At 79.0% G+C, this 12,840-nt stretch carries 11 protein-coding genes; 6 read left to right on the top strand and 5 right to left on the bottom strand.

Going from position 1 to position 12,840, the window contains the following annotated elements:
• Nucleotides 1–457: 457 nt before the first annotated feature.
• The gene (mraZ, locus tag ACI79V_RS16675; protein WP_456876076.1) at nt 458–892 is read right to left on the bottom strand and encodes a division/cell wall cluster transcriptional repressor MraZ; all 435 of its coding nucleotides are present in this window, start codon (nt 890–892) and stop codon (nt 458–460) included.
• Nucleotides 893–1,241: 349 nt separating this feature from the next.
• Here mraZ and ACI79V_RS16670 point away from each other — a divergent pair, with 349 nt between their 5' ends.
• From ACI79V_RS16670 to ACI79V_RS16660, 3 genes are read left to right on the top strand one after another with little or no spacing between them, the layout of a single operon-like run.
• Nucleotides 1,242–2,225, top strand: coding sequence for an AAA family ATPase (locus tag ACI79V_RS16670; protein WP_456890919.1), 984 nt, complete (start codon nt 1,242–1,244; stop codon nt 2,223–2,225).
• A gap of 3 nt (nt 2,226–2,228) precedes the next feature.
• The gene (locus tag ACI79V_RS16665) at nt 2,229–3,620 is read left to right on the top strand and encodes a DUF58 domain-containing protein (protein WP_456890917.1); all 1,392 of its coding nucleotides are present in this window, start codon (nt 2,229–2,231) and stop codon (nt 3,618–3,620) included.
• Nucleotides 3,617–6,067, top strand: a complete 2,451-nt coding sequence (locus tag ACI79V_RS16660; protein WP_456890915.1) for a transglutaminase TgpA family protein — start codon at nt 3,617–3,619, stop codon at nt 6,065–6,067. The genes ACI79V_RS16665 and ACI79V_RS16660 overlap by 4 nt, the downstream gene beginning before the upstream one ends.
• Nucleotides 6,068–6,213: 146 nt before the next feature.
• Here ACI79V_RS16660 and ACI79V_RS16655 read toward each other — a convergent pair whose 3' ends face one another.
• Together ACI79V_RS16655 and dinB are read right to left on the bottom strand one after the other, a co-directional pair.
• Nucleotides 6,214–6,615, bottom strand: a complete 402-nt coding sequence (locus ACI79V_RS16655; protein ID WP_456876080.1) for a DUF3040 domain-containing protein — start codon at nt 6,613–6,615, stop codon at nt 6,214–6,216.
• Between the two features lie 129 nt (nt 6,616–6,744).
• Nucleotides 6,745–7,956 carry a DNA polymerase IV gene (gene dinB / locus ACI79V_RS16650; RefSeq protein WP_456890913.1) on the bottom strand — a complete coding sequence of 404 codons (1,212 nt, stop codon included), beginning with the start codon at nt 7,954–7,956 and terminating at the stop codon, nt 6,745–6,747.
• Between the two features lie 217 nt (nt 7,957–8,173).
• On the opposite strand from dinB, the gene ACI79V_RS16645 reads away from it, so the two are divergent.
• From ACI79V_RS16645 to ACI79V_RS16635, 3 genes are all read left to right on the top strand, one after another.
• The gene (locus ACI79V_RS16645) at nt 8,174–8,485 is read left to right on the top strand and encodes a BatC protein (protein WP_456890912.1); all 312 of its coding nucleotides are present in this window, start codon (nt 8,174–8,176) and stop codon (nt 8,483–8,485) included.
• 287 nt (nt 8,486–8,772) lie between these two features.
• Nucleotides 8,773–9,882, top strand: a complete 1,110-nt coding sequence (locus tag ACI79V_RS16640; protein ID WP_456890910.1) for a cupin domain-containing protein — start codon at nt 8,773–8,775, stop codon at nt 9,880–9,882.
• 19 nt (nt 9,883–9,901) lie between these two features.
• Nucleotides 9,902–10,873 (top strand): sucrase ferredoxin, encoded by a 972-nt coding sequence (locus tag ACI79V_RS16635; protein ID WP_456890906.1) that lies wholly within the window; start codon nt 9,902–9,904, stop codon nt 10,871–10,873.
• On the opposite strand, the gene ACI79V_RS16630 is transcribed toward ACI79V_RS16635, so the two are convergent.
• A complete protein-coding gene (locus ACI79V_RS16630; RefSeq protein WP_456890904.1) occupies nt 10,870–12,054 on the bottom strand; it encodes an alkaline phosphatase family protein in 1,185 nt (394 codons plus the stop codon). The two genes, ACI79V_RS16635 and ACI79V_RS16630, sit on opposite strands and share 4 nt — an antisense overlap.
• Nucleotides 12,051–12,794 (bottom strand): class I SAM-dependent methyltransferase, encoded by a 744-nt coding sequence (locus ACI79V_RS16625; RefSeq protein ID WP_456890901.1) that lies wholly within the window; start codon nt 12,792–12,794, stop codon nt 12,051–12,053. Before ACI79V_RS16625 ends, ACI79V_RS16630 begins: the two co-directional genes overlap by 4 nt.
• Nucleotides 12,795–12,840: the final 46 nt, after the last annotated feature.

Genomic DNA, 12,840 nt, shown 5'->3' with positions numbered 1-12,840 from the left:
GGGACGGCGTCCCCGTCGGCGTGCACCTCGCCGGCGGGCGCCGGTCCGGTGCGCCCATGGTGACGCGGGCAGCCGGTCGGCTGGGGGAGCTCGGCGGCGTGCCGTGGGACGGACGGGACGGGAGTGACGCCGCGCGGCGGGCTGCGGGCAGGCCGGATGCCACCCGGGCGGGACGCGCCGGGTAGGGCGGTGTGGGGATCGTGGGACGGGGTGGGGAGGGGGTGGGGACCCCCACCCCCCGCGGGGCCGCCTGGCGCCGGGGAAGTGCGTCAGGAGGCGCCCGCGGGGGGCGAGGGCCGCCGATGCCGGTCACCGGCGGGGCCGGTGGCGTGGGGACGCCGGGGTCCGCGCGGGGACCGAGCCGCGGGGAAGGCGGTTCGGGCCGGACCCGGTCGAGCCGCGGGGAAGTCGGCTCGCGGTCGGGCGCGCGGCGGCCGGGGCGACCGGCTGGACGGGGTCAGGACAGCGTGGGCATCCCCTCGCTCTCCATGGCGGCGAACGCCGCCTCCTGCTCGGCCTCGTAGGCGTCCCACGTGGCCTGGTCCCAGATCTCGAAGCGGGTGTCGACCCCGACCACGACGACGTCGCGGTCGAGGCCGGCGTACTGGCGCAGGCCCGCCGGGATGGTGATGCGGCCGGCCTTGTCCGGCTCGACCTCGACCATCGAGCCGAAGCTCAGGCGGGCCCGCATGCGGGCCTCGGCGGTGTCGGCGGGCGCCATGGCGGCGGCGGCGCGGCTCTGCTCGGCGACCCGGGCCATGGTCAGGCCGTAGATGCAGCGCTCCTGGCCCTTCTTGATCACCATGCCGTCGGCCACCTGGTCACGGAAGCGCACCGGGAGAGCGAGCCGGCCCTTCTCGTCGAGCCGCAACGAGTAGCTGCCGACGAACACCGGATCACCTCCCCCATGCGCCCTCCTCGCGTCCACCGCGGACCCGGGACGGGCCCTGGCTCCCCACCGCGCCACACACTAACCCACTACGCCCCACCGAACACCACTCGACACCATGTCGTGACCGGTTCTCCCCACCGCTCCCCGTGCAGGTCAGCGCCGGGTCGGCGCGGTGCCCGGCCCGGAGGGAGCCGGGGTGGGGCGCGGTGGGGCGCACGACCACCACGGGGGGCGCCGGGGACCCCGGCACGGCCGCTCCGGTGGGGGGCGCGGAGGAGGGCGGAGAACCGACCCGGCGGGGCGCACGGACCCGCCTGCGGAACGGCGACGGGCACGTACCGTGGGCCGGGTGACCGACACGATGCGTGCGGCGGACGGGACGGCCGGGCTGCCGGTCGACGTCGCGGCGGAGGGCGCACGGATCTCGGCCAACGTCTCGCGCGTCGTGCAGGGCAAGCCCGACGTCGTCCGCCTGGCGCTGGTCGTGCTCCTCGCCGAGGGCCACCTGCTCGTCGAGGACGTGCCCGGGACCGGCAAGACGACCCTGGCCAAGGCCCTCGCCGCCTCGATCGACGCCAGCGTGCGCCGCATCCAGTTCACGCCCGACCTGCTGCCCAGCGACGTCACCGGGGTGTCGATCTACGACCAGGAGACCCGGGCCTTCGAGTTCCGGCCGGGCGCGGTGTTCGCCAACGTCGTGGTCGCCGACGAGATCAACCGGGCCTCGCCCAAGACGCAGTCGGCGCTGCTGGAGTGCATGGAGGAGCGGCAGGTCACCGTCGACGGCGTCAGCTACGAGCTGGCCCGGCCCTTCCTGGTGATGGCCACGCAGAACCCGGTGGAGATGGAGGGCACCTATCCCCTCCCCGAGGCGCAGCGCGACCGGTTCACCGCGCGGGTGTCGATGGGCTACCCCGACCGCGAGTCCGAGGTCGCCATGCTCGACGACCGCGGCACCGGCGACCCGCTGACCACCCTCGGGCCGGTGGCCGACGCCGCCACGGTCCGCGCCCTCGTCGCCGCCGTCGGCACGCTGCACGTCTCCGACGCCCTCCGCCGCTACGTCGTCGCGCTGGTGGAGGCCACCCGCCGCTCCCCCGACCTGCGCCTGGGCGCCTCGCCCCGGGCCGGGCTGCAGCTGCTGCGCACCGCCCGGGCGGCCGCGGCGCTGGCCGGCCGCGACCACGTGCTGCCCGACGACGTCCAGGCGATGGCGCTGCCGGTGCTGGCCCACCGCCTGCTGATGACCGCCGACGCGGCGGCCGCCCGGCGCAGCCCGGAGCAGGTCGTGCGCGGGCTGCTGGGCACCGTGCCCGTCCCCCGCGGGCGCTGAGCCGTGGGCGGCCCGCTCCGCACGGCGCTGACGTCGCTCACCCTGCGCGGCCGCTGCCTGGTCGCGGCGGGCCTGACCCTGCTCGCGCTGGGCGCGCTGCTCGGTGAGCGGCCGCTGGTGCAGATCGCCGTCTTCCTGCTCGCGCTGCCCCTGCTGTCGGCGTTCGCGGTCGCCCGCCAGCGCTTCCGGGTGGGCGTGCGCCGCACGGTGACCCCCGCGCGGGTCCCCCGCGGGGAGGGCGCCGACGTGCTGCTCGAGGTCACCAACGCCGACCGCCGCACCGGCCGGCTGTGGCTGCTGTCCGAGCAGCTGCCGGCCGAGCTCGGCCGGTCGCCCGGATACGTCGTCGAGCGGCTGCCCGGCGGCCGGTCGGTCGCGCTGCCCTACCGGGTGCACGGCGGACGCCGGGGCCGGTACCGCCTCGGCCCGCTGCAGCTGCGGTTGGTCGACCCCTTCGGGCTGGTGCAGCGCACCACCAGCGGCAGCGACGGCGCGCCGCTGGTCGTCGTCCCCCGGGTGCGGCCGCTGGGCCCCGGCGGCCCGGCCGGCGGGCACGGCGGCGGCGGGGAGGGCGCCCGCCGGTCGATCGCGGTGCACGGCGAGGACGACGTCAGCACCCGCGCGTACCGGCACGGCGACGACCTGCGCAAGGTGCACTGGCGGGCGACCGCCCGCACCGGGGAGCTGATGGTGCGGATGGAGGAGCGGCCGTGGCGCGCGCAGGCCGCCCTGCTGCTCGACACGCGGGTGCACGCCCACCTGCTCACCCGGGCCACCGTTCCGGGGGCGGCCGCGACGGGCGCCGTCCCCGGGCCGCCGGGTGACCCGGCACCGCCACCGGACAGCCTCGAGTGGCTGGTGGAGGCCGCCTCGAGCATCGGGACCACGCTGTCCCGGCGGGGTGCGGTCCTCCGCGTGCTCACCGCCGAGGGCGAGCTGCGCCCGGCCGAGGGCTCGGGCGGGCTGGGCCCCAGCGAGCTGCTCGACCGGCTGGCCGTGCTGGCCCCGGCGCGCGGCTCGTCCCTGCGGCCGGCCGTGGAGCAGCTGCACCGGGTGGCCGGGGACGGCCCCGTCGTGGCGGTGCTCGGCGCCGTCGCCCCCGACGACGTCGCCGACCTGGTCGCCGCCCGCTCCGGGCCGCACCGCGACGCCGCGGTCCTGCTCGACGTGGCGAGCTGGGCCGACGCCGGCACGCGCACCCGCCGGGCGCTGTCGGCCACCTCGCGGGCGCACCTGGCCGCGCAGGTCGAGGAGTCCGCGGCGCTGCTGCGCGGCGCGGGCTGGCAGGTCGCCGTCGCCGGCGCCACCAGCCCGGTCGAGGCGGTGTGGGCCGAGCTGGCCGCGCAGCGCGGCACCGGACCCCGCCCCGGCGGGCCCGTGGCGGTGCCGGCATGACGACGCTCGCCCCGCCGCCGGCCCCCTCGGCCCCGCTGCCGCCACCCGGTCCCCCGGTCCCGGCCGGCCGCCAGGCCCGCGTGCAGCCGGCTCCGGCGGGCCGGCACGAGGGCGGCACCGCCCTGGCCGCCGCGGTGGCGACCGCCCTGGGCACCTGCGCGCTGGCACCGGTCTTCACCCGCCCGGCGTGGCTGCCCCCGGCCCTGGCGGCCGTCACCGTCGTGGCGCTCACCGGGCTGGCGCTGCGCGCGGCCGGGCCGGCGCTGTGGGCGTGGGCGTCGGGCGGGCGGCCGCTGCCCGCCCGCACCGCGGCCGCCGGCGTGCCGCTGGTCCCGCTGGCCCAGCTGGCGGTGCTGACCTGCCTGATGACGGCGCTGTTCGCCCCCGACGACGCCATCGGGGGGTGGTTCCCCACGCCGGCCAGCCTCCGCGGGCTGGGCGACGTCCTCACGGTGGGGTCGGCCGAGCTGCGGGAGCAGTCGACGCCGGCGCTGCCGCTGACCGGGCTGCTCGCGCTGACCGTCCTGCTGGTCGGGATGGTCGCGGTCACCGTCGACCTCATCGCCGTCGGCGGGCGGCAGCCGGCGCTGGCGGGGCTGGGCCTGCTGGTCCTCTTCTGCGTGCCGGTCAGCACCGTCACCGGGGACGTCGGGCTGGTCGCGCTGGCCGCCCCGGCGGCCGGGCTGGCGCTGCTGCTGTGGTCCGACCAGTCGCGGCAGCTGACCACCCGCGCGCGCCGGGCCGGGAGCCGCTCCGGCCCCGGCGCGGCGGCGGCGGCCGGCACCGGGCTGGCCGCCCTGGTGGCGGCGCTCGTCGTCGGCAGCCTGGTGCCGACCCTCCCCGAGGGCCGGCTGGCGGCGGGGTTCGGGCCCGGCGGTACCGGCGGCGGGTCGACCGGCACCGCCCTCGACGCCGCGGCGGCCCTGCAGGGCCAGCTCACCCTGCCCGAGCCGATCGCCCTGCTGCGCGTCGACGCCTCGGTCCCCGACCCCGGCTACCTGCGGGTGGTGACCCTCGACGTCTACGACGTCGAGGAGGGCTGGACGATCGGCAACCTCGACGGCGAGGCGTCAGTGGCGCAGTCGGAGGACCTCGCGCCGCTGCCCGGCCGGCGCGAGGGGCGCCGGGTCGAGGCGACGGTCACCGCCGTCGGGCACGACGACCGGTTCCTGCCGGTGCTCACCTCTCCCCTGCGGGTGCAGATCGACGATCCCGACGCCTGGCGGTTCGACCCCGCCACGGGCACCGTGTTCGGCCGCGACGTCCGCACCACCACGGTGAGCTACCGGGTGGGCTCGGTGGAGCCCCGGCCCACCGAGGAGGAGCTGCTGGCCGCCGGCCCGCTGCGGGGCGGGAACCCGGTGCTGGAGCGCGGCACCGCGCTGCCGCCGCTGTCCCCGGAGGTCACCGACCTGGTGGCCGGGCTGACCGCGGGCGCGGCGACCCCGTACGAGGCGGTGCGCGCCATCCACGGGCACTTCTCCCGGGAGAACGGCTTCGTCTACAGCCTGTCGACCGCGCCGGGCACCAGCGGGGACGACCTCACCGACTTCCTCCGGCTCAAGCAGGGGTACTGCGAGCAGTACGCCGGGGCGATGGCGGCGATGGTCCGCGCCGCCGGCATCCCCGCCCGGGTGGCGCTCGGGTACACCCCCGGCCGGCTGCAGCCCGGCGGTGGCCGGCTGGTCACCAGCGACGACGCGCACGCCTGGGTGGAGGTCTACTTCGACGACCTCGGCTGGATCCCGTTCGACCCGACCCCGATCGACCGCGAGCGCGCCGTCGACCTGCCGTGGGCGCCGCGGCCGACCGACCAGGAGGCGCTGGAGCGGCCGACCGACGTCCCGACCGTCCCGACCGCCCCGCAGGGTGTCCCGGTGCCGCGGGAGGACCGGGTCGACGGCGCTCCGCAGCCGGGCACCGGGGGCGCCACGCAGGCGTCGTCGTCGCGGCCGGTGCTGGTCGGCGCAGGGATGCTGCTCGGGGTGGCCGCGCTGGTGGCCGCACCGGCCGCCGCGCGGGCGCTGCAGCGCCGCCGCCGGGTGGCCGACGGCGGGCCGGCTGCGCTGTGGGACGAGCTGGCCGCCACCGCCCGCGACCTCGGCCTGGTGTGGGACCCGGCGCAGACCCCGCGCCAGCAGGCCGCCACCCTGGCCCGCACCCTCGGGACCGGCGGGAGCGGCGCCCACCGGATGGGGACGCCGGGGGCGGCGGACGCGGTGGAGCGGCTGGCCCGCGCGGAGGAGACCGCCTGCTACGGCCGTCCCGGCAGCGCCGCCGGCGACCCCGACGCGGTGGCGGCGCTGCGGGTGGCGCGGCGCGGGCTGCTGGCGGCGGTCCCGGCGCGCACGCGGCTGCGGGCGCTGCTGTGGCCGGCCTCGCTGGCCGAGAGCCTCGGGAGCACCGCGCGGACGCTGCTCGGCCGGCTCCCCCGCCGCGCCGCCTGACGGAGGACCCGTCGACCGAGCGTGTGCGCTGACGCGGCACGCCGGCGGCGGGGATGCAGCGCCGGCGCACACCGTCGAACGGGCCCGGGAACGCCGACGGCCGCCGTCCCGGGTGGGACGGCGGCCGTCGGTGGACGCGGCGGGGGCTACTGGTCGTAGCGGCGGCGGAAGCGCTCCTCGAGGCGGTTCTTCAGCGGCTGGCGGCGGGCCCGCCCACCGCGGCCGCGGGCGGCGGTGCTCCCGCCGCGGGCACCGGCCGGGCCGGGCTCGACCGCGCCGGTGGCGCTGCGGTAGTTGAGCACGCCGAGCGCGGCGCCGCCGAACATCACCAGGAAGCCGAGGACGCCCAGGGGCACGGACGGGACGACCGCGCCACCCACGAGGACGGCCAGGCCCACGACCACCAGCAGCGCACCGAGTTGCAGCTTCCGCCGGGCCTTGAGCCTGCGGTCACCCGTGCGGACGGAGGAGGCGAACTTGGGATCGTCGTCGACGAGGGCGCGCTCGATCTGCTCCAGCAGTCGCTGCTCGTGCTCGGAGAGCGGCACCGAGACCTCCAGGTGGGCGGAGCCAATACCGCCGGTCTCTACCCGGCGGTGCCCACGAGGATACGAGTCGTTCGCGGGGTGCGAAAGGCGAGTCGGCGGCGACCCGCCGGTGATCACCGGCGACCACTCTCACGGGCGATCGCGCACCCGCCGGTCGCGGTCGCGGTGCAGCAGGGTGGCCGGCCGGACCGCCCCGGCGCCGAACCGGCGGGCGGCCCGGTCGGCGGCCAGTTCGGCGTCCCGGCGGCCGTGCTCGCGCTCGCCGAGCTCGAGCTGGCGGGGCGCCGAGCCCGCGGCCACCAGCCGCTCGGCCCGCACGCCGACCAGCCGCAGCCGCGCCCGGTCCAGGCCGAGGGCGTCGAAGAGGGCGCGGGCGGTCTCGTAGAGGTCCTGCCCGACGTCGGTGGGGACGTCGAGGGTGCGGCTGCGGGTGATCGTGGTGAAGTCGGCGAAGCGGACCTTGATCGTGACCGTGCGCGCCAGCCAGCCGCCCGCGCGCAGCCGGCCCGCCGTCCGCTCGGCCAGCCGCAGCAGCTCCCGGTGGACGACGGCGGGGTCGTCGACGTCGGTGGGGAAGGTCTCCTCGTGCCCGGTGGACCGCTCCGGCTCGTCGGGCACCACCCGGCGGGGGTCGCGCCCCCAGGACAGCTCGTGCAGGTGCGCGCCGGCCGCCGGGCCCACCGCCCGCTGCAGCGTGCGGACCGGCACGTGCGCGAGGTCGCCGACGGTGCGCAGCCCCAGCCGCAGCAGCACCTCCTCGGTCTTCGCGCCCACGCCCCACAGCGCACCGACCGGCAGCGGGTGCAGGAAGTCGATGACCTCGGCCGGGCGGACGACGAGCATCCCGTCGGGCTTGGCGCGGGTGGAGGCGAGCTTGGCCACGAACTTGGTGCCGGCCACGCCCACCGAGCAGGTGATGCCCTGCTCGTCGTAGACGCGGGCGCGCAGGTACTCGCCGATCTGCGCGGCGTCGCCCAGCCGCCGGCCGGCGCCGGAGACGTCGAGGAACGCCTCGTCGAGGCTGAGCGGCTCGACCAGCGGGGTGACCGACCGGAACAGCGCCATGACCGACCGGGAGACCTCGGCGTAGAGGGCCACGTCCCCCGGCAGCACGGTGGCCGTCGGGCACAGCCGCAGCGCGCGGGCCGTGGGCATGGCGGCGTGCACGCCGTACGCGCGCGCCTCGTAGGTGGCCGAGGTGACCACCCCGCGGTTGCCGGAGCCGCCGACGATCACCGGGGTGCCCGCCAGCTCGGGGTGCCGGCGCACCTCGACGCTGGCGAAGAAGGCGTCCATGTCGACGTGCAGGACGGTGCACCCCGCCGCCCGTCCCCCCGCCATGCCGCCTCCCTGGATCGAACACGTGTTCGCACCGACCCGGGGAGACTAACGGCCTCCGCGGGTCCGCGGCGCGTGGTCCGCGGTGCGTCCCGGCGTGTCCCGTCCCACCGCGAAGTGGCTGGTCGCCCGCATGTGTGACCGGCACCCCGGCGAGGTAGGTGGGACACGACCGACCGCCGTCCGGCGGCCGGCGCCGATCCGCACCCGGAGGAGCTCGATGGCGCTCGACGACGACGACATGACCAGCACGGAGGGTCCGGCCGACAGCGGAGCCGGCGAGGGCACGCCCGGCCAGCACGACGGTGGTGCCGACGGCGGCGCGGACAGCGGCGCCGGCCACGGCCCGGCCGACGGCGGCGCGGTGGGCGGCGGCTCGGACGGGGGCGCCGATGGCGGTGCCGACGGGGGCGCGGACGGCGGTGCCGACGGCGGTGCCGGCCACGGCCCGGCCGACGGCGGCGCGGTGGGCGGCGGCTCGGACGGGGGCGCCGACGGCGGTGCCGACGGCGGCGCGGACGGTTCGGCCTGAGCCAGGACCCGGCCGTCGCGGGGCCGGGCGGGGCTGACCCCCGCCCGGCCCTGCGCCGGTGCACGCACCTCGACCCCGCGGTCTTCGCCGAGCGGCACTGGTCGCGCCGCCCGCTGCTGGCCCGCGCCGAGGACACCGGGGAGTCCTTCGCCGACCTGCTGACGCTGGCCGACGTCGACGAGCTGCTCTCCCGCCGCGGGCTGCGCACGCCGTTCCTGCGCATCGCCAAGGACGGCGCCGTCGTCGACGCCGGGCGCTTCACCACCTCCGGCGGCGCCGGCGCCGAGGTGGCCGACCAGGTCTCCTCCGACGCCGTCCTGCGGCTGTTCGCCGACGGCAGCACGGTGGTCCTGCAGGGCCTGCACCGGCTCTGGCCGCCGCTGATCGAGTTCGCCGACCAGCTGGCCGCCGACCTGGGGCACCCGACGCAGGTCAACGCGTACGTCACGCCGCCGTCCTCGCGCGGCTTCTCCCCGCACTACGACGTGCACGACGTCTTCGTGCTGCAGGTGGCCGGCGAGAAGCACTGGACGATCCACGAGCCGGTGCTCCCCGAGCCGCTGCGCAGCCAGCCCTGGACCGACCGCGCGGCCGCCGTGGCCGCGGCCGCGGAGCGCGAGCCGGTCGTCGACGCGGTGCTGTGCCCCGGCGACGCGCTCTACCTGCCCCGCGGCTACCTGCACTCGGCGGTGGCGCTCGGCCAGACCAGCGCCCACCTGACCGTCGGCGTCCACTCGGTCACCCGCTGGTCGGCCGTCGAGTCGGCGCTGGACCTGGTGCGGGTGCTGGCCGCCGAGGACCGCGAGCTGCGCCGCGCGCTGCCCCTGGGCGTGGACCTCGCCGACCCGGCGGCCCTGCGCGACGACGTCGCCGCCGTGCTCGGCGCGCTGCAGGACTGGCTGGGCCGGGTCGACCCCGACCGGGTGGCCGACCGGGTGCGCAGCCGCGCCTGGGCCCAGGTGCGGCCGGAGCCGGTCGCGCCGCTGGCCCAGGCGACCGCCGCCGCGGCCCTCACGCCCGACACCGTGCTGCGGGTGCGCCGCCGGCTGCGGGTCGCGCTGCGCCCGGCCGCCGACGGCGACCGCGTCACCCTGATCGGCGGCCGGCGGTCCCACGAGTTCCCCGCCGCCACCCGCGAGGCGCTGGCCGGGCTGCTCGCCGCCGGGGAGCTCAAGGTCGCCGACCTGGCCGGCCTGGACCCCGCCGACCGGCTGACCCTGGCCCGGCGGCTGGTGACCGAGTCGATCGCGGTGGTGGCCGACGCACACGTCGACGGCGGGATCGATGGGGTGCCGGCCACCGCGCCCGAGCCCGGCCCGGCCGGACCGGGTGCCCCCGCCCCGGACGCGGGCGGGGACGATGGGGAGCGTGCCGACGCCCTCGGGACCGGCTCGTGAGCCCGCAGCCCTCCCCCGGGTGAGTGCCGCACCGGCCGAGCCCGCCGCCCCCACGCCCTCCCGGCCGGTCCGCACCGGCCGGCTGGACCCGACCCGCTGCTCGGTGACCGCGCTGGTCCGCGGCGACTCCCCCGTCGCCACGGCGGGGCCCGCGCAGCGCTGGCTGCTGGTCGAGCAGCCGGGGCCGTGGGGCCGCGACGCGCTCCTGCAGTCCCGCCTCGACGCCGGCGTCGCCCCGCGCCTGGCCGCCCGCGCCCGCGCCGAGGGCGTCCGGGTGCTGCTGGTGCGCCGTCCCGGGGAGCGGCCGGCCGCGTCCGGGCGGCGCTGGGCCTACGCCGACGGCCGGCCGGGCCGCGAGGGGCTGTGGTGGTCGGTCCGCGACGCCGACACCGACCTGCTCGACGCGCCGTGGGACGGCTCGGTCGGCGAGCGCGCGCCCGACCCGGTCTACCTGGTCTGCACCCACGGCCAGCACGACGCCTGCTGTGCGCTGCGCGGCCGCCCGCTGGCCCGCGCGCTGCCCGCGCCCGGCCCGGCCGACGTCTGGGAGTGCAGCCACCTCGGCGGCTGCCGGTTCGCCACCAACGTGCTGGTGCTGCCGCACGGCTTCGCCTACGCCCAGGTGGCCGGCGACGGCGCGGACCTCGTCGCCGCGCACGCCCGCGGGCAGGTGGCCCTGCCGTGGCTGCGCGGCCGGTCGGGGCTGCCGCTGGCTGCGCAGGCCGCCCAGCAGGCCGCCCGCGAGCGGCTGGGCCTGCTCGGCGTCGACGACCTGCCGCTGCTCCGCGCGCAGCGGCTGCCGGGCACCGACGCCGAGGCGGCGGCCGGCGTCGAGCGGTTCGACGTCGTGCTCGGCGGCCCGGACGGCGACGTCGTCGTGCGGGTGGAGAGCCGCCCGGCGCCCGAGGCGGCGCAGCTGACCTGCCGGGCCGTGCACCCCGCGCACCCGCGCGAGTGGACCGCGCTGTCGGTCTCGCTGGCGGTCTCCTAGAGGGCGCGCCCGCGGGCCAGCAGCAGCGGGATGGCGACCTCGGCGCCGGTCAGCGAGCCGTGGTAGGCCGCCAGCCGGCTCGAACCGGGCTCGGTGGCCGACGCGGTGATCGCCCACGGGCCGCGGGCGAGCGCGACGACGTCGCCGATGCGGTCGGCCAGCGCGGCGTCGACGTCGCCGAAGACGCCGCTCGCGACCGCCTCGTCCCGGCCGACGACCCAGGCGCGGTCGCCGAGGACCCCGCGCCAGGCGTCGAGGACGTCGCCGGCGGCGCCGGGCACGGCGTGGGCGTAGCGGGCGCGGGGCTCCCCGGCCAGCAGCGCGACGCCGTCGAGCAGGGCGGGCTCGTCGTCGAGGTCGACGCGGGTGGCGGCGGGGACGTCGAGCATGCCGTGGTCGGCGGTGATCAGGAGCGCGGCGTCGTCGGGCAGGCCGGTGACCACCTGCTCGACGAGGCGGTCGACGAGCGCGAGCTGGTTGCGCCAGCTGTCGGAGTCGACGCCGCGGACGTGGCCGGTGAGGTCGAGCTCGGGGGTGTAGCCGTAGACCAGGCCGGTGGGGGTCGCGGCGAGGGACTGCAGCAGCACCGCGGCGAGGTCGCCGGCGCCGACCGTGCCCGGGTACCCGGCGCCGCGGTAGGCGGCGGTGGACAGGCCCGAGCCCGCGTAGGCGTAGGGGGCGACCGCGGTGACCGGGAGGCCGGCGGCGGCGGCCTGCTCGAAGACGGTCGGGCGGGGCTGCCAGTCGCGCGGGTCGGGGTCGTCTCTCCAGGCGACGTGGTTGAGCAGCCGGTCCTGGCCGGGGACGGCGGTGACGAAGCCGAGGACGCCGTGCCCGCCCGGGGGCACGCCAGTGCCGAGGGTGGCGAGGCTGACCGGGGTGGTGCTCGGGCAGGGCGCGTCGAGGTCGCCGACCGGGGTGGCCAGCGCGGCGAGGGTGGGCGCGAGGGAGGCGTGCGCGCGCAGCAGCTGCGCACCCAGCCCGTCGACGAGCAGCACCGCGACCCGCCGCGCCCCCGCCAGCGCGGCGGTGAGCCCGAGCGGGTCGGGCGACAGGCCGGCGCGGTCGACGTCGACGCCGAGGGCGGCGGCCACGCCGGGCAGGACGTCGGCGAGCGTGGCCCGGCCGTAGGCGGGGCGGACCAGGTCCGCGGGCAGCCCGTGCGGCGGCGGCACGGTCACGGACGCGTGGCCAGCACGTGCAGGCCGGTGGCGACGTCGCGGTAGGGCGAGGTGCCGGCCAGGGCGAGCTCGAGGTGGCGGACCGCGGCCGGGTCGGCGCCGGAGGCGGTGTCGAGGAGGTCGGCGACGACGGCGACGCCGCGCCACTCCCCCGGCCGCAGCCCGGCGCCCTCGACGAGCGCGAGCAGGTCGGCCGGGGCGAACCGGCGGCGGGCGGGGCGGGTGCGGCCGGGCGCGGGGTCGCGGTCCTCGAGCAGCGCGAGGGCCTCCTTCGGGTGGCCGCCGAGGGCGCGGGCGAGGACGGCGCCGGCCCGGTTGACCGTCACGACGCTGACCTGGCCGCCGGGGTGCAGGGTGCGGGTGATCTCGCCGAGGGTGGTCGCCGGGTCGTCGACGACCTCGAGGACGGCGTGGCAGAGGCCGAGGTCGTAGCCCTCGTGGTCGAGGGGCAGCTCGTGCAGCAGGTCGCCGTCGCCCTGCAGGCCGCGGACCCGGTTGCCGACGCCGGCGGTCCGGGCCCGCCGCTCGAGCGTGGCCAGCGCGTCGGCGCTGGGGTCGACGACGGTGACCTCGTGACCGAGCCGGGCGAGCGGGACGGCGAAGCCACCGCTGCCGCCGCCGACGTCGAGCACCCGCAGCGGGGTGCCGGCCCCCACGAGCGGGTCGAGGGCGGCCCACACCGCGGCGGTCCGGACGGGCAACTGCTCGCCGGAGGACGGGTCGGGCGGGGTCGGCGGCACCCGTCCGACCCTAGTGGCGGGCGTCGGGGGTGGCCGGGCGGTCACC

The organism is Geodermatophilus sp. SYSU D00700, from assembly GCF_054050255.1.
The sequence above is the reverse complement of the archived record's forward strand: the minus strand, read 5'-3'. Positions and strand labels throughout refer to the sequence as shown.